At 70.1% G+C, this 17,337-nt stretch carries 14 protein-coding genes; 6 read left to right on the top strand and 8 right to left on the bottom strand.

Annotated elements, in window-relative coordinates; all coding sequences use genetic code 11:
* Positions 1 to 10: 10 nt before the first annotated feature.
* Positions 11 to 1,075, bottom strand: a complete 1,065-nt coding sequence (locus tag OV427_RS42560; protein WP_267861957.1) for a DUF4476 domain-containing protein — start codon at positions 1,073 to 1,075, stop codon at positions 11 to 13.
* A gap of 165 nt (positions 1,076 to 1,240) precedes the next feature.
* Here OV427_RS42560 and OV427_RS42555 point away from each other — a divergent pair, with 165 nt between their 5' ends.
* On the top strand, positions 1,241 to 2,551 hold the full coding sequence (locus OV427_RS42555) for a DUF4082 domain-containing protein (RefSeq protein ID WP_267861956.1): 1,311 nt from the start codon (positions 1,241 to 1,243) through the stop codon (positions 2,549 to 2,551).
* Here OV427_RS42555 and OV427_RS42550 read toward each other — a convergent pair.
* Positions 2,543 to 3,037 (bottom strand): DUF1772 domain-containing protein, encoded by a 495-nt coding sequence (locus OV427_RS42550; RefSeq protein WP_267861955.1) that lies wholly within the window; start codon positions 3,035 to 3,037, stop codon positions 2,543 to 2,545. The two genes, OV427_RS42555 and OV427_RS42550, sit on opposite strands and share 9 nt — an antisense overlap.
* 8 nt (positions 3,038 to 3,045) lie before the next feature.
* Positions 3,046 to 3,702 (bottom strand): NAD(P)-dependent oxidoreductase, encoded by a 657-nt coding sequence (locus OV427_RS42545; RefSeq protein WP_267863564.1) that lies wholly within the window; start codon positions 3,700 to 3,702, stop codon positions 3,046 to 3,048.
* 142 nt (positions 3,703 to 3,844) lie between these two features.
* On the opposite strand from OV427_RS42545, the gene OV427_RS42540 reads away from it, so the two are divergent.
* The 3 genes from OV427_RS42540 (at position 3,845) to OV427_RS42530 (ending at position 5,805) form a co-directional block, all read left to right on the top strand.
* Positions 3,845 to 4,828, top strand: coding sequence for an AraC family transcriptional regulator (locus OV427_RS42540; RefSeq protein WP_267861954.1), 984 nt, complete (start codon positions 3,845 to 3,847; stop codon positions 4,826 to 4,828).
* 67 nt (positions 4,829 to 4,895) lie between these two features.
* On the top strand, positions 4,896 to 5,348 hold the full coding sequence (locus OV427_RS42535; RefSeq protein WP_267861953.1) for a MarR family winged helix-turn-helix transcriptional regulator: 453 nt from the start codon (positions 4,896 to 4,898) through the stop codon (positions 5,346 to 5,348).
* 91 nt (positions 5,349 to 5,439) lie between these two features.
* On the top strand, positions 5,440 to 5,805 hold the full coding sequence (locus OV427_RS42530) for a YciI family protein (protein ID WP_324290028.1): 366 nt from the start codon (positions 5,440 to 5,442) through the stop codon (positions 5,803 to 5,805).
* Positions 5,806 to 5,833: 28 nt separating this feature from the next.
* Here the strand turns inward: OV427_RS42530 and OV427_RS42525 are convergent, their stop codons facing one another.
* From OV427_RS42525 to OV427_RS42515, 3 genes are all read right to left on the bottom strand, one after another.
* Positions 5,834 to 6,277 (bottom strand): DoxX family protein, encoded by a 444-nt coding sequence (locus OV427_RS42525; RefSeq protein ID WP_267861952.1) that lies wholly within the window; start codon positions 6,275 to 6,277, stop codon positions 5,834 to 5,836.
* Positions 6,278 to 6,420: 143 nt separating this feature from the next.
* Positions 6,421 to 8,832 carry a putative metal-binding motif-containing protein gene (locus tag OV427_RS42520; protein ID WP_267861951.1) on the bottom strand — a complete coding sequence of 804 codons (2,412 nt, stop codon included), beginning with the start codon at positions 8,830 to 8,832 and terminating at the stop codon, positions 6,421 to 6,423.
* 145 nt (positions 8,833 to 8,977) lie between these two features.
* Positions 8,978 to 12,010 (bottom strand): DEAD/DEAH box helicase, encoded by a 3,033-nt coding sequence (locus OV427_RS42515; protein WP_267861950.1) that lies wholly within the window; start codon positions 12,008 to 12,010, stop codon positions 8,978 to 8,980.
* 119 nt (positions 12,011 to 12,129) lie between these two features.
* Here OV427_RS42515 and OV427_RS42510 point away from each other — a divergent pair, with 119 nt between their 5' ends.
* Positions 12,130 to 12,696 (top strand): GNAT family N-acetyltransferase, encoded by a 567-nt coding sequence (locus tag OV427_RS42510; RefSeq protein WP_267861949.1) that lies wholly within the window; start codon positions 12,130 to 12,132, stop codon positions 12,694 to 12,696.
* Positions 12,697 to 12,903: 207 nt separating this feature from the next.
* Positions 12,904 to 14,163 carry a lectin-like protein gene (locus OV427_RS42505; RefSeq protein WP_267861948.1) on the top strand — a complete coding sequence of 420 codons (1,260 nt, stop codon included), beginning with the start codon at positions 12,904 to 12,906 and terminating at the stop codon, positions 14,161 to 14,163.
* Here OV427_RS42505 and OV427_RS42500 read toward each other — a convergent pair.
* Complete coding sequence (locus tag OV427_RS42500; protein WP_267861947.1) at positions 14,154 to 14,894, bottom strand: tetratricopeptide repeat protein; 741 nt, start codon at positions 14,892 to 14,894, stop codon at positions 14,154 to 14,156. The genes OV427_RS42505 and OV427_RS42500 overlap by 10 nt on opposite strands.
* The gene (locus OV427_RS42495; protein WP_267861946.1) at positions 14,891 to 16,831 is read right to left on the bottom strand and encodes a serine/threonine-protein kinase; all 1,941 of its coding nucleotides are present in this window, start codon (positions 16,829 to 16,831) and stop codon (positions 14,891 to 14,893) included. The genes OV427_RS42500 and OV427_RS42495 overlap by 4 nt, the downstream gene beginning before the upstream one ends.
* Positions 16,832 to 17,337: the final 506 nt, after the last annotated feature.

Genomic DNA, 17,337 nt, shown 5'->3' with positions numbered 1-17,337 from the left:
GCTTCGCGGGTCAGTTGCCCGCGAGCAGCTTCTGCACCTGCTCCTTGTCGGAGGAGAAGGTGAATTTGCTCATCAACTGGTAGGCATTCTTCCGGTCCGCGATGCTCGCGCGCAGCAGCTTCACGACGTTCACCTTGTCGCCGGACATGGAGAACAGGTCCACGAGCTGGCCCACCTGGTAGACGGAGAACCGGCCGCGGCGGGAGGCCATCTCCACCACTCGCAGCTTGTCGTCGGACATCGCCTCGTCGTTGATGACCTCGGTGAGCTGCTCGAAGTCCTCGTCGCTCACCGCCCCGGGGACGTGCCCGGGGGACGGTGCGGGCGCCTCGGCCTGGGGCGCCGGGGCCGGGGCCGGGGCCTCGGCGCGGGGCGCGGACTCCTGGGGCACGGCGGGGGCGGAGCCCAGGGCCTTGACGGTGAGCTTGTGCATCTTCATCCCCTCGACCTCGAGCTTCTTCACCCACACCTTCCCGTCGGCGGTGCGGACGACGAACTTGTAGAAGCCGACGTCGTTGGGGCTGTAGAGGAAGGGAATCTCCAGCCGCTTCACCAGCCGGTTGCCGGCCCAGATTTCGCCGGTGGCGCCCTCGGGCTCCAGCACCTTCACCGTGCACGTCACGTCACTGCTCACGGCCCAGGTGAAGGTCTCCGGGCCGATGGCGACGTTGGCGGTGGGCGGCGCGTCCGTGGGCGCCGGAGCGCTCGCGGCGGGAGCGGGAGCGGCGCCACCGCCGCGCGCGGAGGACGAGGAGGTCAGCTGCACGCGCAGTTGATGGGCCTTCATGGACTCGATGTTGAGTTCCTTCGACCAGGTCTCTCCGCTCGAGCTGGTGATGGTAAACTGGTAGGGGCCGAGGTCGCGCGGCTCCCAGCGGAAGGGAATCTCCGCGCGGAAGACGACCTTGCCGCCCCGGGAAATCTCACCGGTGGCGCCTTCGGGCGCGGTGACGTTGACGGACGCGGAGACGTCGCTCTTCGTGCTCCACTGGTGGCTCACCTGCTTGGAAGCGAAGCCCTGCGCCAGGGACGGCGCCCCGTAGGCCAGCGTGGCGGCCAGGATCCATGCCTTCATGTCTGTGACTCCCCCTCGAGGATGTGCTCCGGGGATAACGGGAGTGCGCCGGAGATGTCGCACGGACGGTGTGATTTTCTCCATCCAGGTATCCTGCGGAGCCGTCGTCCCCCTCGGGGTCCCAAGACACCCCGGGCCCACGGCAGCACCTCGAGAGCCCTGACCATGCGCCTCCGGCAATCCCTTGCGTCCGTCCTGGCCGTCCTGTTCCTCGCCGTCCTGCCCCGGTGCGCGCCCCCGGATGCCGCGGGCGAGGCGCCCCCACTCGCCGAGTCCGCGCAGCCGCTGACCGCGGGCGGCGGGCTGCGGTTCATGACGTACAACATCAAGCACGGAGAGCTGAGCAGCCTCGACAGCATCGCCAACGTCATCAAGGGCCAGTCACCGGACCTCGTCGTGCTCCAGGAAGTGGACGTCCTCACCAACCGCTCGGGCAAGGTGGACCAGGCCACGCGGCTGGGGCAGCTCACGGGGTTGAATTCCGCCTTCGTCCCGTCGCTGCTCAGCTACGACGGCGGGCAGTACGGCCTCGCGGTGCTGTCGCGCTACCCCATCCGTTCCTCGCAGCGCATCCCCCTGCGCTCCGCCGCCGAGCAGCGCGTGCTCGGGCTGGTGGAGGTGGAATTGGACGCGACGCACGTGGTGCCCGTGGCCGTCACCCACTTCGGAACCACGGGCGCCACGGAGCGGCTCAACCAGGCCGACGACGTCAAGGCGGCCCTGGCGGGAAGGCCGTGGGCGCTGCTCGGCGGCGACCTCAACGCCTCCCCTTCCGAGTCCGGCATCACCAGCCTGAAGACGCTGCTCTCCGACGCCTGGACGCGCGGTGGCTCGGGCAACGGCTATACCCATGACGCGGGCTTCCCCACCCGCCGCATCGACTACGTGATGCTCGGCTCCGCGTGGACGTCGCCCGTGACGGCGGCCGTGGTGGGCGCGACGTCGCAGTCGGACCACCGGCCCGTGGTGGCCACGCTCATCCTTCCCTGGAGCCAGACGCTCTTCGGCGACCGCGCGCCCGCCAACGCCGTGGAGGAGGCGGACACCCGCGCCGTCGAGGTGGGCGTGCGCTTCCGCAGCAACGTCCCCGGCACCCTCCAGGCGCTGCGCTTCTACCGGGGCACGGGCAACGCGAGCGGCTACGTCGCCCGCCTCTGGACCGGCACGGGCACCCTGCTGGCCCAGGTCTCCGTGAGCGACGGCCCCATTCCCGGGTGGCAGGAGGCCGTCCTGCCCACGCCCGTCCCCATCAGCGCGAACACGCTCTACGTGGCCTCGTACCACACGTCGAATGGCCTCTTCGCCAGAGACCCTTCGGGACTCGCGAGCGCCGTCACCAGCGGCAACCTGACGGCCCCCGCCAGCGCGAGCGTGGGCGGCAACGGCGTCTATGTCTACGGCGCGGGCGGCTTCCCCGCGAGCAGCTACAAGGACACCAACTACTGGGTGGACGTCCGCTTCGCGCCGTCACCCTGAGCTTCGGGCCCGGAGCGCGAGGATGAATGACACCGTGGCTCCGAGCCCCGCAACGGTTCGCACGTGGTTCCAGGCCGTCCAGCCCGACACGTAGAGCGTCCACAGGCGGGCGGCGTCCGCCTGGGCCGGGTCCACGGCCGCGAGCGCATTGTTCCTGGGAACGTTGAACACCGCCGTCACCGCGACGACGCCAATCACATACAGCGCGCCTCCCAGCAGCAGGTACAGCGCGCCGGGCCTTTCCCATGAGAACAACGCGGAGACCGCGACCGCCAGCGCGGCCAACGCCGTTCCGAACAACACGGCCATGAAGGCCGGAGTCACCGCCACGACGTTGATGGACTGCATCGCGAGGATGCCCTGCGCGGGTGGCAGGCGGGCGAGGGCCCTCATCACGAACGAGGAGAACGCGAAGAAGACCCCGGCCACCACGCCCGAGCCGAGCGCCGACAGCCAGGTCAATGTGAGGAGGACACCTGTGGGCATTGCGAACCTCACGCGGCCGAAAGGGCCACCGACCTGCCAATGTACTTCGCGCTCTGCGCCGCCTCGACGAGGAAACGGCCGACGCTCCTCCGCGAGACACTCATCCCCCGGGCCTCTCCCGCCGGGGAGGCGAAGGGGGCAGCCGCTTCGGCCCCATCCGTCAGACCCACGGGCTGCGCGAGCACCCAGTCGAGCCCGCTCTCGCGCACCTCGCGCTCCTGCAGCTCGGTGTCGGCAATCTGCGGCTTCAGGAGCAGCGAGAACAGCAGCTTCCACTTGAGCGACAGCCGGCCCCGCGTCTCCCCCACCCCGTACGTGGTCTGCACCACCAGCTTGCGGACGCCGTGGTTTCGCATGGCGGAGATGACGTTTCGCGTTCCGACCGAGCGCACGTCCATCGGCGTCCGCGCGCTGCCGCGCATCCGGACCGTCAACGGATTCTCGCGGATGCCGAGCGTGACAATCACCGCGTCCTGTCCCTGCACCGCGCGCTCGACGTCGGCGGGGCTCGTCGCATCCCCCGTGACGACGGCCAACCGCGGCGACGAGACGCCGAGCGCTTCCGGCCGCCGGGCGAAGGCCGTCACGTCATGCCCCTCGGACAGCAGCACTTCGATTGCCGCGCGTCCGGAACCTCCCGTTGCACCCACCACCAGGACTTTCATCACGATTCCCTCGGGCTTGATTGCCTTCACGCAAGATGTCGCCCGGGCCCGCCGGCCTCAATGACCGGCAGTCGCGGTTTCATGCTCGTTCGTCCAGGCGGCGCGCTGGACGCTCTCGTCCCGCCGGGGGCATGCTCCGCCCATGGTGGACAAGCAGCTCTGGGCCCCCGTGGACCCGCTCGGCGAGGCGCTGCACTTCCTGCGCATGACGGGCAGCTTCTACTGCCAGTCGGAGCTCACCGCGCCCTGGGGACTCGCGCTGCCGCCCATGCCCGGGTGCATGTGGTTCCACGTCGTCACGTCCGGCGCGTGCTCGCTCGAAGTCGAAGGCACCGCGCCCGTCGGGCTGCGGCCGGGGGACCTCGCGCTCGTGACGCACGGCGAGGGCCATCGCCTCTGGACCGGGCCCCGCGTCCCCACGCCGCTGGCCCATGAGCTTCCGCAGCAGCAGGTCAGCGAGCGCTATTCCGTCCTCCGGCATGGTGGCGGCGGCGCGCCGAGCACGCTCGTCTGTGGCGCCGTCCGGTTCGACCATCCCGCGGCCCACGCGGTGGTCAGGCTCCTGCCTCGGGTGATTCACCTGGACGCCGCGAGCTCGCCCCACGTGGACTGGATGGAGAGCACGCTGCGGCTGATGGCGGCCGAGGCGAAGGCGTTGCGCCCGGGCGTGGAGGCCGTCATCACCCGGCTCGCGGACATCCTCATCGTCCAGGCCATCCGCTCGTGGATTCAGCAGGACCCCGCCGCGCGGAAGGGGTGGCTCGGAGCGCTCCAGGACCCGCAGCTCGGCCGGGTCCTCATGCTCATCCACCGGGACCCGGCGCGCGCGTGGACGCTGGCCTCGCTCGCGAAGGAGGTGGCGATGTCACGCTCGGCCTTCGCGGCGCGCTTCACCGAGCTCGTCGGTGAGCCCGCGATGCACTACGTCGCGCGCTGGCGGATGCACGTGGCGGTGACGTGGTTGAGGGAGGACACGGCCGGGCTCGGTGAGCTCGCGAGCCGCCTCGGCTACCAGTCCGAGGCGGCGTTCAGCCGTGCGTTCAAGCGCTTCATCGGCGTGTCTCCGGGCGCGGTGAGACGCAACCCCGAGGCCGCCACCCGGCCCACGGCCCGGGCATCTGCATGACTCATGCGAACCGTGGTCGAGACAGATGACGCTGGCGCTCTCCCCGGGAACTTGAGAGACAGCGCCCATGGCACGCTCGGGGGATGGAGAGCAGGAGAGGCTGGAGGCACAGGCCTGGCGCCTGCTCTTCGACTTCTTCATGCGCACGCGGCCGCGGCGAGACCGCCTCCTGAGCCGGCTCGGGCTCACTCCCAACGATGCACGCGGGCTGGGCGGGCTGGATGCGACCGTGGGGCGCACGATGCGCTCGCTCGCGGAGGCCTGGGACTGCGATGCCTCCAACGCCACCTTCATCGTGGACCGGCTCGAGACGCGCGGACTGGTGGAGCGCCGGCCGAACCCGGAGGACCGCAGGGTCCGCTCCGTCGTGCTCACCACGAAGGGCGTGCGCCTGAAGCGTCAATTGCTGGAAGGGCTGTACGCCCCTCCGGAGGAGCTCTCCCAGCTGAAGCCCGCGGAGCTGGAGATGTTGTCCACCCTGCTCTCGCGGCTGCTCGCCCAGGGTGCTGAGAAGTCCTGAGAACCCGGAGGCTTCACGGAGCCACCCGGCAGAACTCCGAGGATTTGTCAGACCGCTGAGGTAGGATCCGCCCCCTCGAAAGGAGCGCTCAATGGCGTTCGCGTTGATGATCCTGGAGCCCCGGGGACAGAGGCAGGAGAGGACGCAGGAGGAGGCACATCACGCCATGGACCGGATGGTCCGCTTCAGCGGTGACCTGCAATCCCGCGGCATCCTCAGGGCGGGTGAGTCGCTCCGCGCGGACGACTCCGCGGTGCGCATCGGCGTGCGCGGCGGCAAGCGCATCGTGAACGATGGCCCGTTCGCCGAGGCCAAGGAGATGATTGGCGGCATCTTCCTGCTCGACTGCAAGACGCGGGAGGAGGCGCTCGCGATTGCCCACGAGTGCCCCGCGGCCGAGTGGGCCACCGTCGAGGTGCGCGAATTGGGCCCCTGCTTCGCGGACGCCAAGCGCTAGCGGGCGGTCAGGCGCTGCGCCGCGAGGCCTACCCGGGCTTCGCGCGCAGGGCGAGCATGGGGCGGTAGAGCTTCCGGTACGACCACGCCAGGGAGAGGTTCAGCGCCAGGAGGACGATGGGGATGACCATCCCCTCCGGCGCCAGGAAGGCGTGGAAGGCGACGATGTTGACGACCACCGGCGCGGCCAGGGCCAGCGCGAGCGGCACGAAGCGGTTGGTCAGCAGCAGCACGCCCACGAGGACCTCGGTGCCCTTGATGAGCGGGAACATGTAGCCCGTCTTGATGAGCGCCTCGGCGAACTCGGGAAGGGCCGTCGGGGGCGGCGGCAGGAAGTTCAGGAAGCCGTTCAGCCCGGGGACGAAGAGGAGGATGCCGAGCAGCACCCTCCCCACCGTCGGCAGGTGCCGGGCGAAGGACTTCGAGGTGTGGGTTGCCACTGCATCCGCGCTGAGCGTCGTGTCCGTCGTCATGGGGTGCTCCCTTCCGGGTTCGCTGGGATTCGGGTTCCTGGCTTCACCGAGACGACGAACGAGGCTCCGGGAGATCGACACGGGGGTCGATTTTCCCGGGGCCTCTCCAGGTGCCCGGAATCACAGGGATTCCGGGGGGAGCGCTACGGCAGTTCCGGGAAGTGGAGGACGCGCCCGTTCGGACCCACGGCCCAGATGCTGGTCGGGGAGACCAGCGCGATGTCCTTGAGCGGGAGCGCGGACCCGGGGGTGTACAGCGGCGTCCACGTGTTCGTTGGGGCCTCTCTGTAGCGACGAATGGCGCCTGCGGCATCCGTGACGTAGACCGATGAGCGGTCCGGCGCGCAGACACTCGTATAGTTGGCGGACGCCGGAGGCGTCAGGGCCGACCAAGTCGTGCCTTGCAATCTCACGATATTCGAGTTGTCTCCCACCGCGTACGCGAGCCCAGGCGACACCATCCAGACGCTCCGGAAGCTGGAATTGTTCGACCCCGGCACTGTCATGGTGCTGGTGTCCGCCCCGCCGGTAAAGGTCTCCATGAGAGGACCGCTGCTGGAACCCGATCCCGGGTTCTGGCCCGCGATGAACACCTGTGAGCTGTCGAACCCATGGACGTCTCTGTAGAAGCCAGCGTTGTCGTCCACTTCCACTGGAGCAGTGTTCGACGTCCAGGAATACAAGTGCCCCGTTTCATCCACCACGTAGCGCAACGGCGTCGCTCCTTCGAAGCCGATGATGCCCGTGGCGTTGCTGCCACTCGTCAGCGTGTGCATCTGGGCGCAGTTGGTTCCGTTGTGCTGGGCCACCTGCCCCCCACTGCCCACCAGGAACACACTTCCATCACTGCTCACCCAGGCTGAGTTCCAATTGGGGGTGCCACACGTCGCATCGAAGCTCGTAAACGGGTCGCCCGCGCTGGCGCGGCGAGCCAGTGCACCGTTGGCTCCAGCAATCCACACGGGGTAGCCGGTGGCGCTGTCCTTGTTGATGGCCACCGTGTTCCAGTTGCGGCCGTCAATCGTCGTGCCCGTCAGCGCATTCCAGCCAGCGCCCATGCAGACGTTGCCCTCGTCTACCAATCCCCCGGGGTCGCAGTTGTTGTTACGCTGGTCGCAGACCTCGGTGCTGTTGCCCCTGTTGTACTTGTCCGCGTCGTCGCAGTCCGTTTTCGAGGTCGATGCGTTGGGTGGCGCGGGCTGGTCGGAGCAGAAAACTGAAGCAGCGGCGGCGCTGGCTCCGTCCCCGTCCCCGTCCGAATCGGGGTAGTAGTTGATAGGCGTGGGTGCGTTGCAGGTGGTGTTGTCCTTCGCCGCATTGCACACATAGATACCCGTGCACGGGCTTACGCCGCAGGCGGCGCCCTTCCGGGTCATTCCCGTGGTGAAGGCCTCATCCACACCGTCCACGCAGTTGTCGTCGACCTCGTTGCACAGCTCCGGGGCCCCGGGCTTCACCGCGATGTTGCCATCATCGCAGTCGAAGTTGGCGGTCGGCGCCACATGGCCCGCGGGCTGCGTGCAGCTCGTTACCTGGACGTCCTGACGCCCGAAGCCGTCCCCGTCCACGTCCCGGTACCACGACTTGTTGAAGCCCTCGTCCGTGCCGCTGCGGCAGTTGTCGTCGACGTCGTTGCACACCTCCGTCGCGTTGGGATTCACCGCAAACGCGGTGTCATCGCAGTCGGTGTTGTTGGTCACGTATCCCGTGGGCATCCTGCACTTCTGCAGCGAGTCCGAGTCCTTGCCGAAGGTATCGCCATCCGCATCCCGGAAATACGTAGCCACCGGCAGGCCATTGTCGACGCCGCCAGCACAGTCGTTGTCCTTGTCGTCGCACGTCTCCGTCAACCCAGGCTTGATCTGGATGTCGGTGTCATCGCAGTCGTTACCGGACGCCACGTGATTGGCTGGAATGGCACAGCCCGTCATCACCGGGCCCGCCCCGACGCCGTCCCCGTCCCCGTCCTTGTAGAAGCTTAGCTGGGGCAGACGGTCGTCGACGCCACCCGCACAGTCGTTGTCCAGGCCGTCGCACACCTCGGACCTGCCTGGCGCCTGCTCGGTGCTCGTGTCGTTGCAGTCGCCGCCCCGGGCTACGTACTGGGACGAAGGCGCCGTGCAGCCCCGGACCATGTCGGCGCCGCCGTAGCCATCCCCATCACCGTCCCGGTAGAAGGTGCGCATCGCGACGTTGGCGTTATCATCATCGCAGTCCGTGCCGCCCATCGCCGTGGGCACGTACCCGTCACCGTCGCCATCCGTGGCGTTCAGCGCGACCTTCACCTCTCTCACGCCAGCCGTGTCCAGCGGCACCGTCTTCGTGTCGCTCACCACCTTGGCCCCGTCGCACGACTCCTCGTGCGCGGCGGTGATGATTTCCAGATTCCGGCCCCAGTCGTCCTGCCGGAAGATGCTGATGACCAGCTCCCGGTCCGCAAGCTTTGGGTCCGTTGAGTCCAGCTGCATGCTGAACTCACGTTCCGGCACGTCCTTGTCGCGGGCCTGCACGGCGATACAGCCAGCCTTGAAGTTGAAGGAGACGATCAACTTCACGGCAGCCTGTTGCGCGTTTGGGGGATCCTCCTTGCAGGCGGCGAGGAGCAGGAGGGGCCACAATGGAATTATGAGGCGGCGCATGGCCGGTCATTCTACCCGGTTCCGGCCCCGGCTCGCTCGTTCTGGAGCGCTAGAAGACACTTCAGTCGAGCAGCTGCATGAGGTCCGCCCGGGTGATGGCCGCGGCCCCGTCGGCGCCACCGAGGGCGGACTCGAAGAGCGCTCGCTTCTTTTCCTGGAGGGTGAGGATCTTCTCCTCCACCGTGCCCCGGGACACCAGGCGGTACACCATCACCGGCCGCTGCTGGCCGATACGGTGCGCCCGGTCGGCCGCCTGCGCTTCCACGGAAGGATTCCACCACGGGTCCACGAGGAAGACGTGGTCGGCCGCCGTGAGGTTGAGCCCCGTGGCGCCCGCCTTGAGGGAGATGAGCATCACCGGCGGGCCCTTCGGGTCCTGGAACGAAGCGGCCACGGCGCCCCGGTTGGACGTGCTCCCGTCCAGCCGGATGAAGCCGATGCCCGCCTCGCGCAGGGCCGGCTCGATGAGGTCCAGCATGGACGTCCACTGCGAGAAGACGAGCGCCTTGTGGCCCTCCTCCACCGCCGTGCCGAGCGCCTCCAGCAGCGCCTCCACCTTGGAGGACGACTTCGCCTGCTGGCCCGGCACCAGCGCCGGGTGGCAGGCCGCCTGCCGCAGTCGCAGCAGCGCCTCCAGCGCCTTGAGCACGTTGCCGCCCGCCTCCAGTTGCGACACCACCTCCTCGCGCGTGGCGGCGTACACGGCGTCATAGACGGCGCGCTCGCGCTCGTTGAGGGTGACGTGGCGCACGGACTCGGTGCGCGGCGGCAGCTCGGGGGCCACGTCCCGCTTGAGCCTGCGCAACACGAAGGGCCGGATGCGCCCCCGGAGCTGCTCGGCGGCGCCCTTCTGGTTGTCCCCCACGGGGCGGGCCCACCGCTCGTCGAACTGCTTGCGCCCGCCGAGCAGCCCCTGGTTGGTGAAGTGCATCAGGCTCCACAACTCCTCGAGCCGGTTCTCGATGGGCGTGCCGCTCAGGGCGACCCGGAACTGCGCCTGCAGGGCGTACGCGGCGCGCGCCACCTGGCTGTCCGGGTTCTTGATGGCCTGGGCCTCGTCCAGCACCACGGTGTCCCACGTCTTCGCCCCGAGCACTTCCGCGTCCAGGCGCAGCAGCGCGTAGGTGGTGAGCGTCACGTCGGCGGCCTCGTCCAGGGCGCGGCCGGGGCCGTGGTAGACGGAGACCTTCAGCGAGGGACGGAAGCGCTTCACCTCCGCCTCCCAGTTGGGAAGCACGCTGGTGGGGGCCACCACCAGCGTGCCCGGGCCCAGCGTGCAGATGGTCTGCAGCGTCTTGCCCAGGCCCATGTCGTCCGCGAGCACGCCGCCCAGGCCCGCCTGCCTCAGGAAGGTGAGCCAGCTGACGCCCTGGAGCTGGTAGGGGCGCAGCGTGGCGGTGAGGTCCTTCGGGAGCTGCACGTCGGGCAGCTTCTCGAAGCCCTGGGCCAGGGGCGCCAGCCGCTCCAGCCCGGGCGGAGACGGGTGCTCCAGCGCCTCGCACAGGCCGGTGAGCTGGGGGATGGCGTGGTTGGCGAGCCGCCCGTCCGAGCCGCGCGCGGCCAGCAGGTCCGCCACGCGCTGCCCGTGCTGCTTCAGCCACGCGCCGGGCAACGGTGCCCAGCCGCCGCCCTCCAGCGGCACCAGCCCCAGGCCCTCCTCCCACGCGCGCATCACCGCGCCCGCATCCACCGTCTTCGGCGCGCCCGACTCCGCGCCCTCCACCTGGAAGTCGAACGAGAAGCCCACGCGCGGCACGCCGGCCTCGGTGGCGCCCGTGTCCACCGACAGCGTGGGGCGCAGCTTCACGTTGGGGCTCACCACGCGCGCCGCGTCTCCGGTGAGGCCGCCGCGCCAACGCCGCAGCCGGTCCGCGAGCTGCACCGCTTCCCTGCCCTGCACCGTCACGCGGCGGCCGGGCACCATGTTCAGCTCGTCGCGCAGACCGTGGATGAGCTTCTGCTCGGCGGCCTCGTCGCGCACGGGCACCGCGCCATTCACGTACACCATGCGCCCGTTGTCGATGCGCACCGACGGCGGCGAGCCGTACACCAGCGTGGGCAGCACCGAGAGGCCGGAGTCGAGCTGGTTCAGCTCCAGGGAGATGCGCGGCTTCAGCGTGCGGTCGATGGGCGGCAACCGCTGGCTCTTCACATCCACCGGCATGCGGCGCGCGAAATCCGGCAGCACCTTCCCGGTGAGGTCCCCCATCTGCTCGGGCGAGAAGGCGCGCTCCTGGGGCAGCTTCTCCAGCCGTGCGCCGGTGAGGGCCTGCTCCCCCAGCTTGCAGAGGATGTCCCCGCACAGCGCCACGCCGGGGCTGACCACGTCGGTGACGCGCGGGTCCTTCTCCACCTTGAGCACCGTCTGCTCGCCGCGGTCCTCCACGGTGACACGCGGGAGCAGCGGCTCGCTGGAGACGGACACCAGCGTGCCGTCGAAGATGATGGTGCGCGCGGGCTCCAGCACGCGCAGGAGCGCGTCGAGCCGCTCGGGCGGCAGCGCGCCCTTCGTCGGCTTCAGCAGCAGCTTGTCCGCGAGCACATCCCACGGCTCCACCTGGATTCGCGCCGCCTCCACCGGGTTCGCCACCACCGAGGCCAGGCTGCGCGCGAGCAGCCGCGCGGTGTTGTCCGGACGCACCAGCAGCCGCTCGAGCTGGAGCCCTCCGTCCATCCGCTTGAAGCGGTACACCATGCGCTCCGGCTTCGGCGCCGCACCGGTGCGCGGGGCCGCCGCCTGTGCCACCGGAGGCCGCGAGGGCGCGAGCCGGTTCGCGGGGGTGGGCCGCGCCGGGGCGCGCTGCACGGGCGCGCGCTGGGTCGTCGAGTGGTGGAGGACGATGGCCGCGGCGACGACGTGCTCGCAGGGGTCCACCTTGCCACGACAGTCGCACTCCCAGATGTCATCCTCCGGGTAGAGGACGGTGGTCAGGGGCGCCGGCCGGCCGGCGATGCGCACGCGCAGCACGGCCTCTTCTTCTCCGACGGACTGCACCGAGACGGCGCCCGCGCGAGCGAGCCCCATGCCAGCGGACCAGGTGTCCGGACGCGCTTCCTCCCGGACGGCTTCGAGCAGCTCCGCGGTCACAGACATACGAGGCCCCTTCCCTATCCCCCCGACGGGCCCCGCGCAACCCGGGGGAAGCTCTTCACCAGCAGTGCACAGCGCATGTCCGGCCGGAATCGGCCGACGGCGGGCTAGAGTGCCGCGCCATGCAGACCCACTACTTCGACACCTACCCGGAGCTCACCACCGAGCGGCTGCGACTGCGCAAGCCCCGGCTGGAGGATGCAGGTCCGCTCTCCCGCATCTACGGCCATCCGGAGACGTCGCGGTACATCGGGTTCTCGGCGACCGAAGGCATCGAGAAGACGCAGCAGAAGCTCGCGCGCGACCTCGAGACCGCGTCCCGTGGCGAAGGCTTCCGCTGGTTGCTGTGCGAGCGCGGCGACGACACCCCCATCGGCTCCGCGGGGATCTTCCACTGGAGCCAGGCGGACCGGCACGCCGAGGTGGGCTACGTGCTCCGCTTCGACCAGTGGGGCCGGGGGGTGATGAAGGAGGTGATGCCCACCCTCTTGCGCTTCGGCTTCGAGGAGATGCGGCTCCACCGCATCGAGGCCCGGGTGGACCCGCGCAACGCCGCCTCGCTGCGAGTGCTCACCCGCTCCGGCTTCCAGCGCGAAGGTCTGCTGCGCGAGAGCCTCGTCGAGGGGGCGGGCTTCAGCGACAGCGTCATCCTCTCGCTGCTCGAAGGAGAGTGGCGAGCAACGGGCTGACACGGCTGTCCCCTCTGGAGGAGTTCCCCGCGTGCCAGCCCTGGCACGTTTCCCTCCGGGACGCCGCGCGCCATGACTCCGGAGCGAGCCCAACCGCGCGGAATCGCGTGACTTCGGGCCCGTGGAGGCTCCTGGCACCGCCCTTGCCCTGGGGTCGGTCATTCGCAGCGGTTGGCGAATGTCGCACCCACCCCAGGAGACAAGACGATGAGCGGCAAGCGCGTGGTTGGGAAGTCATGGGCGAAGTCCGGCTTCGCCCTGGTGTTGAGCGTGGCCACCCTGTGTGGCTGTGGCACCGAGGGCCTGGGTGCCGCCGAGCCGATGGCGGGCAGCCCGGAGTCCTCGGGCACGGCACGGCAGGGGCTGAGCTACTACGGCGGCCACACGTATTTCATCTCCACGTCGACCGCGACGTGGACCGACGCCCAGAAGGCCTGCGCCGACATGGGCTACGGCATGGTGACCCTCAACGACGCGGCGGAGGAGCTGTGGCTGAAGGCGCAGATGGCCACCCCGTCCACGGAGTGGTGGCTCGGCATCAACGACCGCGACAGCGAGGGCACCTGGGTCTGGTCGGAAGACCCGTCCGCCTACGTCCACTGGAACCCGGGTGAACCGAACAACGGCCAGGCCACGGAGGACTGCGGGCTCTTCATCAACACGTTTGGCGGGTGGCACGACGCGCCCTGCTCCGTCTCCCGGACCTTCGTGTGCGAGAGCCTCCAGCCGGTCTACGCGCAGTTCAACGGGCACGACTACTCGTTCCATGGGACGCGCAAGCCCTGGACCCAGGCGCGGAACGACTGCACGAGCCGGGGCTTCGACCTGGTGACCATCGATGACGGCGCGGAAGACACCTGGCTGAAGCAGCAGGTGCCCTCCGGGCGCGCGTCGTTCATCGGCTACAGCGACCTCTCGCAGCCGGGCACCTGGACGTGGGCGGACGGCACGCCGAGCGGCTACCTCCACTGGCGCCAGTACGAGCCCAACAACTCCGGCGGCATCGAGCACTGCGCCCTCAACAACGTGCCGCCCGCCGGCTCCATTCCAGGAGGCGGCTGGAACGACATCCCCTGCAACGAGTACTTCCCGTACATCTGCGAGCGCCCCAGCCTGCCCCCCACGCACAAGTACGTCGTCTACACCGCGACGGGCACGGACTCCGCGAATCAGGCCACGAAGGACACGGGCATCTATCTCCAGGCCGGGCAGATTCTGGAGATGGGCACCTGCGGGCTGCCGACAGCGGTCGCGACGAATGACACCTACCTGCGCCTGCTGGGACCGGATGGGCTGGAGGTGGCCGCCAATGACGACGACTGCAAGGGCGCGGGCTCGAAGCTCCGCTACCGGGTGCCAGCCTGTGGCACCGGGCACTACGTGATGCGGGCCGGCTGCTTCGAGAACACCTCGTGCGGCGGGCAGATGGTCTTCACCGTCATCCCCGCGCCGCCGACTCAGCCCTGAGGGCCGCGTGAGGCGGGTGGCTCGGGGTCCAGGAGCCACCCGTCCAGGACGCCGTATGCGTAGAGCGCCGCGAAGGCATACGCCCCCACGAGGTAGGTGACGTTCAAGCCTCGGGCCGCGCTCGCGTCCCCGGCGCTGTACAGCCCGTCGGGGCCGCGCAGCGCCAGCGCCGCGCCCAGCGAGGCGGCGGAGACCGTGAAGGCCACCCCCTGCGTCACCGCCAGGAAGGTGCCCTTCGTGCGCTGGCCGTGCTTGAAGTGGCCGACGCCGAAGGGCACCAGGTACCAGCCTCGCGACACGGGCCGGTCCGCGATGCGTGCGACCTGGGCCGGGGAGGGTTGTGGGGTGGTGGAATGCCAGGGGGCCACGGCAGGAGTGCGGCGCCCGGCGGAGAGCTCGGAGATGCGCTGCTGATGGAGGACGTGCACGCGCTCGACGTAGGCGACGAAGTCCGGCGGGTACACCAGCGGGTCCAGCTTCACGTCCGGGTTCGCGGCGAGTGCCCGCACCACCTCGGCCTCCGCGCGCTCCGTGTCCTCCTGCGCGTGGTACGTGGCGGCCAGCAGCAGATGGGCCTCGGCCTCTTCGGTGGGGTCCGTCAACTGGAGGGGCTGGAGCAGCGCTTCGAGCAGGCTCCGCGCGCGAGGCAGCTCGCCGGACTGGTACGCCTCGCGAGCGGGCTCCAGTGAGGGCGAGGCCGCCAGCACCAGGGTCAGGAGGAGTCCCGTCAAGGTCCCCCACCCAGGTCCACCTCCGTCCGCTCACCGGCCACCACGTCGAAGTCCTTCCGGATGATCTCCCCCGCGGCCCCCCGGGCCGAGAAGACATGGCTCCCATGCGTGAGCTTCACGGGCTCTCGCAGCGGGGCCACGCCCACCTGCGTCCCGTCGACGAAGACGCGTGCGCCCTCGGGAGCGAAGATGACCACCTCGGCCTTGCGCACCTGGAGGACGAGCTCTCGCTTCACCGTCTCTCCCGCGGCGACGTGGAGGTCCTCCTCCAGCACGTCACACAGCGGGTTGTCGAAGCGCAGCCGGTGCGTGCCGGGAGTCAGGCGCACCTCGCGCACGCGCGGCGTGTAGCCGCGACTCTGCCCGTCCACGAACACCTCGGCCCACGGGCGTGTCACCACGCTCAGCGTGGCGTACCCCTGTGCCTGGGGCGGCGGTGTCCCGGTGGGAGGAGAGGTTTGCGTCGCGGGGCCCTGGGCATCCGAAGCCGGAGGCTCGGACGCCACGGCTTCGGAGCCCGGGGCGGCTGGCAGGCTCCGGTCGGAGCGAGGAGGCCCGCGTTTCGTGCCCGCTGGCACGGAGGTGCCCCCGCGTCGGGGAACCCCTCCGCTCACGGCCTCCGTTCGACTGGCGCGCGCGGCAATCGGCGGAAAGGTCGGTGGCTCGGGCGGGGCGGGCTCCAACGCATCGGTGCGTGGGTCCTGGAGCATCGCTTCCGGTGAGTTCTGCTCATCCGGGAGCGCCGCGGCCTCCGCCGGCGGACGCACGACGGGGGCTTCCGACGTCATCCCGGACGTGGCGTCCCCCCGCGAGTGCCATCCCCAGAGCACGAGAGCCCCCAGCAGGCCCACCAGCAGGGCGCTCCCGCCGAGCACCTTCGCGCGTCCCGACTTCGCGCGTCCCGACTTCGGGCGGGCGCGCAGGAGTGCCAGCACCTCGGAGGAACCGGGCTTGAGCGTCAGGGCCTCGTTGAGCAGCCGCGCGGCCCTCGCACCTTCCCCTGTCGACAGCAGCGCGCGCCCTTCGGTCAACAGCCGCTGGAACCGGGCTTCCCGCCAACCGGCGGCATACGCCTCCGGCCCCAGGAAGAAGCGCCGCGAGGCCTCGGAGGGAGGTCCCACGAGCTGCTGCACCGCCGCCTCCAGGCACGCGGCCAGCTCCACGCCATCCACCGGACGCGCGCGCGGGTCCCGGGCAAGGCACCGGTCCACCAGCGCACCGAAGGGCTCGGGTGTCCCCGGGGCGACCTCGCACAGCGGCGGCGCATCCCGGGTCATCACCGAGACGGCGAGGTGCGCGCTCCCCTGCCCCGCGTGCGGCGTCGTGCCGGTACACAGCTCGAAGAGGATGACGCCGACCGCGTAGACGTCCGACGCGGGCGACCAGGCGCCGGTGTCGATGCGCTCGGGCGCCATGTACGCCAGCGAGCCGGTGACGGCGCCGGTGCTCGTCAGCCGCTCCTGGTCGGCCAGCGCGGCGATGCCGAAGTCCGCGAGCTTCAGCGGGCCGCCCTTCGACACCAGCACGTTCTCCGGCTTCACGTCGCGGTGCACCACGCCGCGCGAGTGCGCGGCCTCCAACGCCCGGGCGAGCTCCCAGCCCAGCACGGCCGCCACCTCGGGGGGCACGGGCGCGAGCCGCCGCGCCAGCTCGCGCAGGCTCTCGCCCTGGACCCACTCACACACGAGGAACGGGCCACGCACCGCGTCCTCGCCGAAGTCATGGACCTCCAGCACGTTGGGGTGCTTGAGCGAAGCGGCCAGCTCGGCTTCGCGGCGGAAGCGCTCGCTGCGGCGGCCGTCCTCGCCCGGGTGCATCACCTTCACCGCCACCCGACGCGACAGGCGGAGGTCCATGGCCAGGAAGACCGTGGCCATTCCTCCTCGCCCCAGTTCCTGTTCCAACTGGTAGCGGCCCGCCAGCACTTCGTCGCTCATCGCGGGCGCATCCTAAAGAGGCCGTCCGGGGTGGGCAATCAACTCCGCTCAGGGCGAGGGCAGGCGGCAGACATGCAGGCTGCCCCCCGGCACGGGCAGGCAGGAGCCAACCGCGCCTCCGGGACAGTCTCCGTCGGAGCCGCACGGCTGGTGGCATCGCTTTGAGCCCCCGGCATCCACACAGAAGCCGCAGCGGGTGCAGTCCAGGGAGGAGTCACAGAAATCGCCCAGGGTCTCCGGCGGCCCCCCGCTGCACGTCTCGACACAGACCTTGTCCGGCCCACATTGGTAACCCCGGGGGCAGCGATGAGAGACGCAGCGCAGCTCGCACCGGCCGTCCTCGCAGCTGGCGAACCCCTGGCACGAGCTGAAGCCCGAGCACTCCTCCGTGAGGCGTGGCCCCGGCACACAGCGCTCCTCGAAGTCGTCGCAACGGTGTGACTCCGGACACTCCGAGTCCGCGACGCACAGCGTCTCGCAGTCCTCTCCCTGGCAGCCTGCGTCAA

The sequence above is a fragment of the Pyxidicoccus sp. MSG2 genome, from assembly GCF_026626705.1.
In the GTDB taxonomy this organism is placed as follows: domain Bacteria; phylum Myxococcota; class Myxococcia; order Myxococcales; family Myxococcaceae; genus Myxococcus.
This window is presented reverse-complemented; position numbering and strand designations above follow the sequence as displayed.

What these genes read in the sequence shown, in the direction of transcription:
- OV427_RS42560 (WP_267861957.1), bottom strand. Translation starts at nt 1,075, where the DNA reads ATGAAGGCATGGATCCTGGCCGCCACGCTGGCCTACGGGGCGCCGTCC.
- OV427_RS42555 (WP_267861956.1), top strand. Translation starts at nt 1,241, where the DNA reads ATGCGCCTCCGGCAATCCCTTGCGTCCGTCCTGGCCGTCCTGTTCCTC.
- OV427_RS42550 (WP_267861955.1), bottom strand. Translation starts at nt 3,037, where the DNA reads ATGCCCACAGGTGTCCTCCTCACATTGACCTGGCTGTCGGCGCTCGGC.
- OV427_RS42545 (WP_267863564.1), bottom strand. Translation starts at nt 3,702, where the DNA reads ATGAAAGTCCTGGTGGTGGGTGCAACGGGAGGTTCCGGACGCGCGGCA.
- OV427_RS42540 (WP_267861954.1), top strand. Translation starts at nt 3,845, where the DNA reads ATGGTGGACAAGCAGCTCTGGGCCCCCGTGGACCCGCTCGGCGAGGCG.
- OV427_RS42535 (WP_267861953.1), top strand. Translation starts at nt 4,896, where the DNA reads ATGGCACGCTCGGGGGATGGAGAGCAGGAGAGGCTGGAGGCACAGGCC.
- OV427_RS42530 (WP_324290028.1), top strand. Translation starts at nt 5,440, where the DNA reads ATGGCGTTCGCGTTGATGATCCTGGAGCCCCGGGGACAGAGGCAGGAG.
- OV427_RS42525 (WP_267861952.1), bottom strand. Translation starts at nt 6,277, where the DNA reads ATGACGACGGACACGACGCTCAGCGCGGATGCAGTGGCAACCCACACC.
- OV427_RS42515 (WP_267861950.1), bottom strand. Translation starts at nt 12,010, where the DNA reads ATGTCTGTGACCGCGGAGCTGCTCGAAGCCGTCCGGGAGGAAGCGCGT.
- OV427_RS42510 (WP_267861949.1), top strand. Translation starts at nt 12,130, where the DNA reads ATGCAGACCCACTACTTCGACACCTACCCGGAGCTCACCACCGAGCGG.
- OV427_RS42505 (WP_267861948.1), top strand. Translation starts at nt 12,904, where the DNA reads ATGAGCGGCAAGCGCGTGGTTGGGAAGTCATGGGCGAAGTCCGGCTTC.
- OV427_RS42495 (WP_267861946.1), bottom strand. Translation starts at nt 16,831, where the DNA reads ATGAGCGACGAAGTGCTGGCGGGCCGCTACCAGTTGGAACAGGAACTG.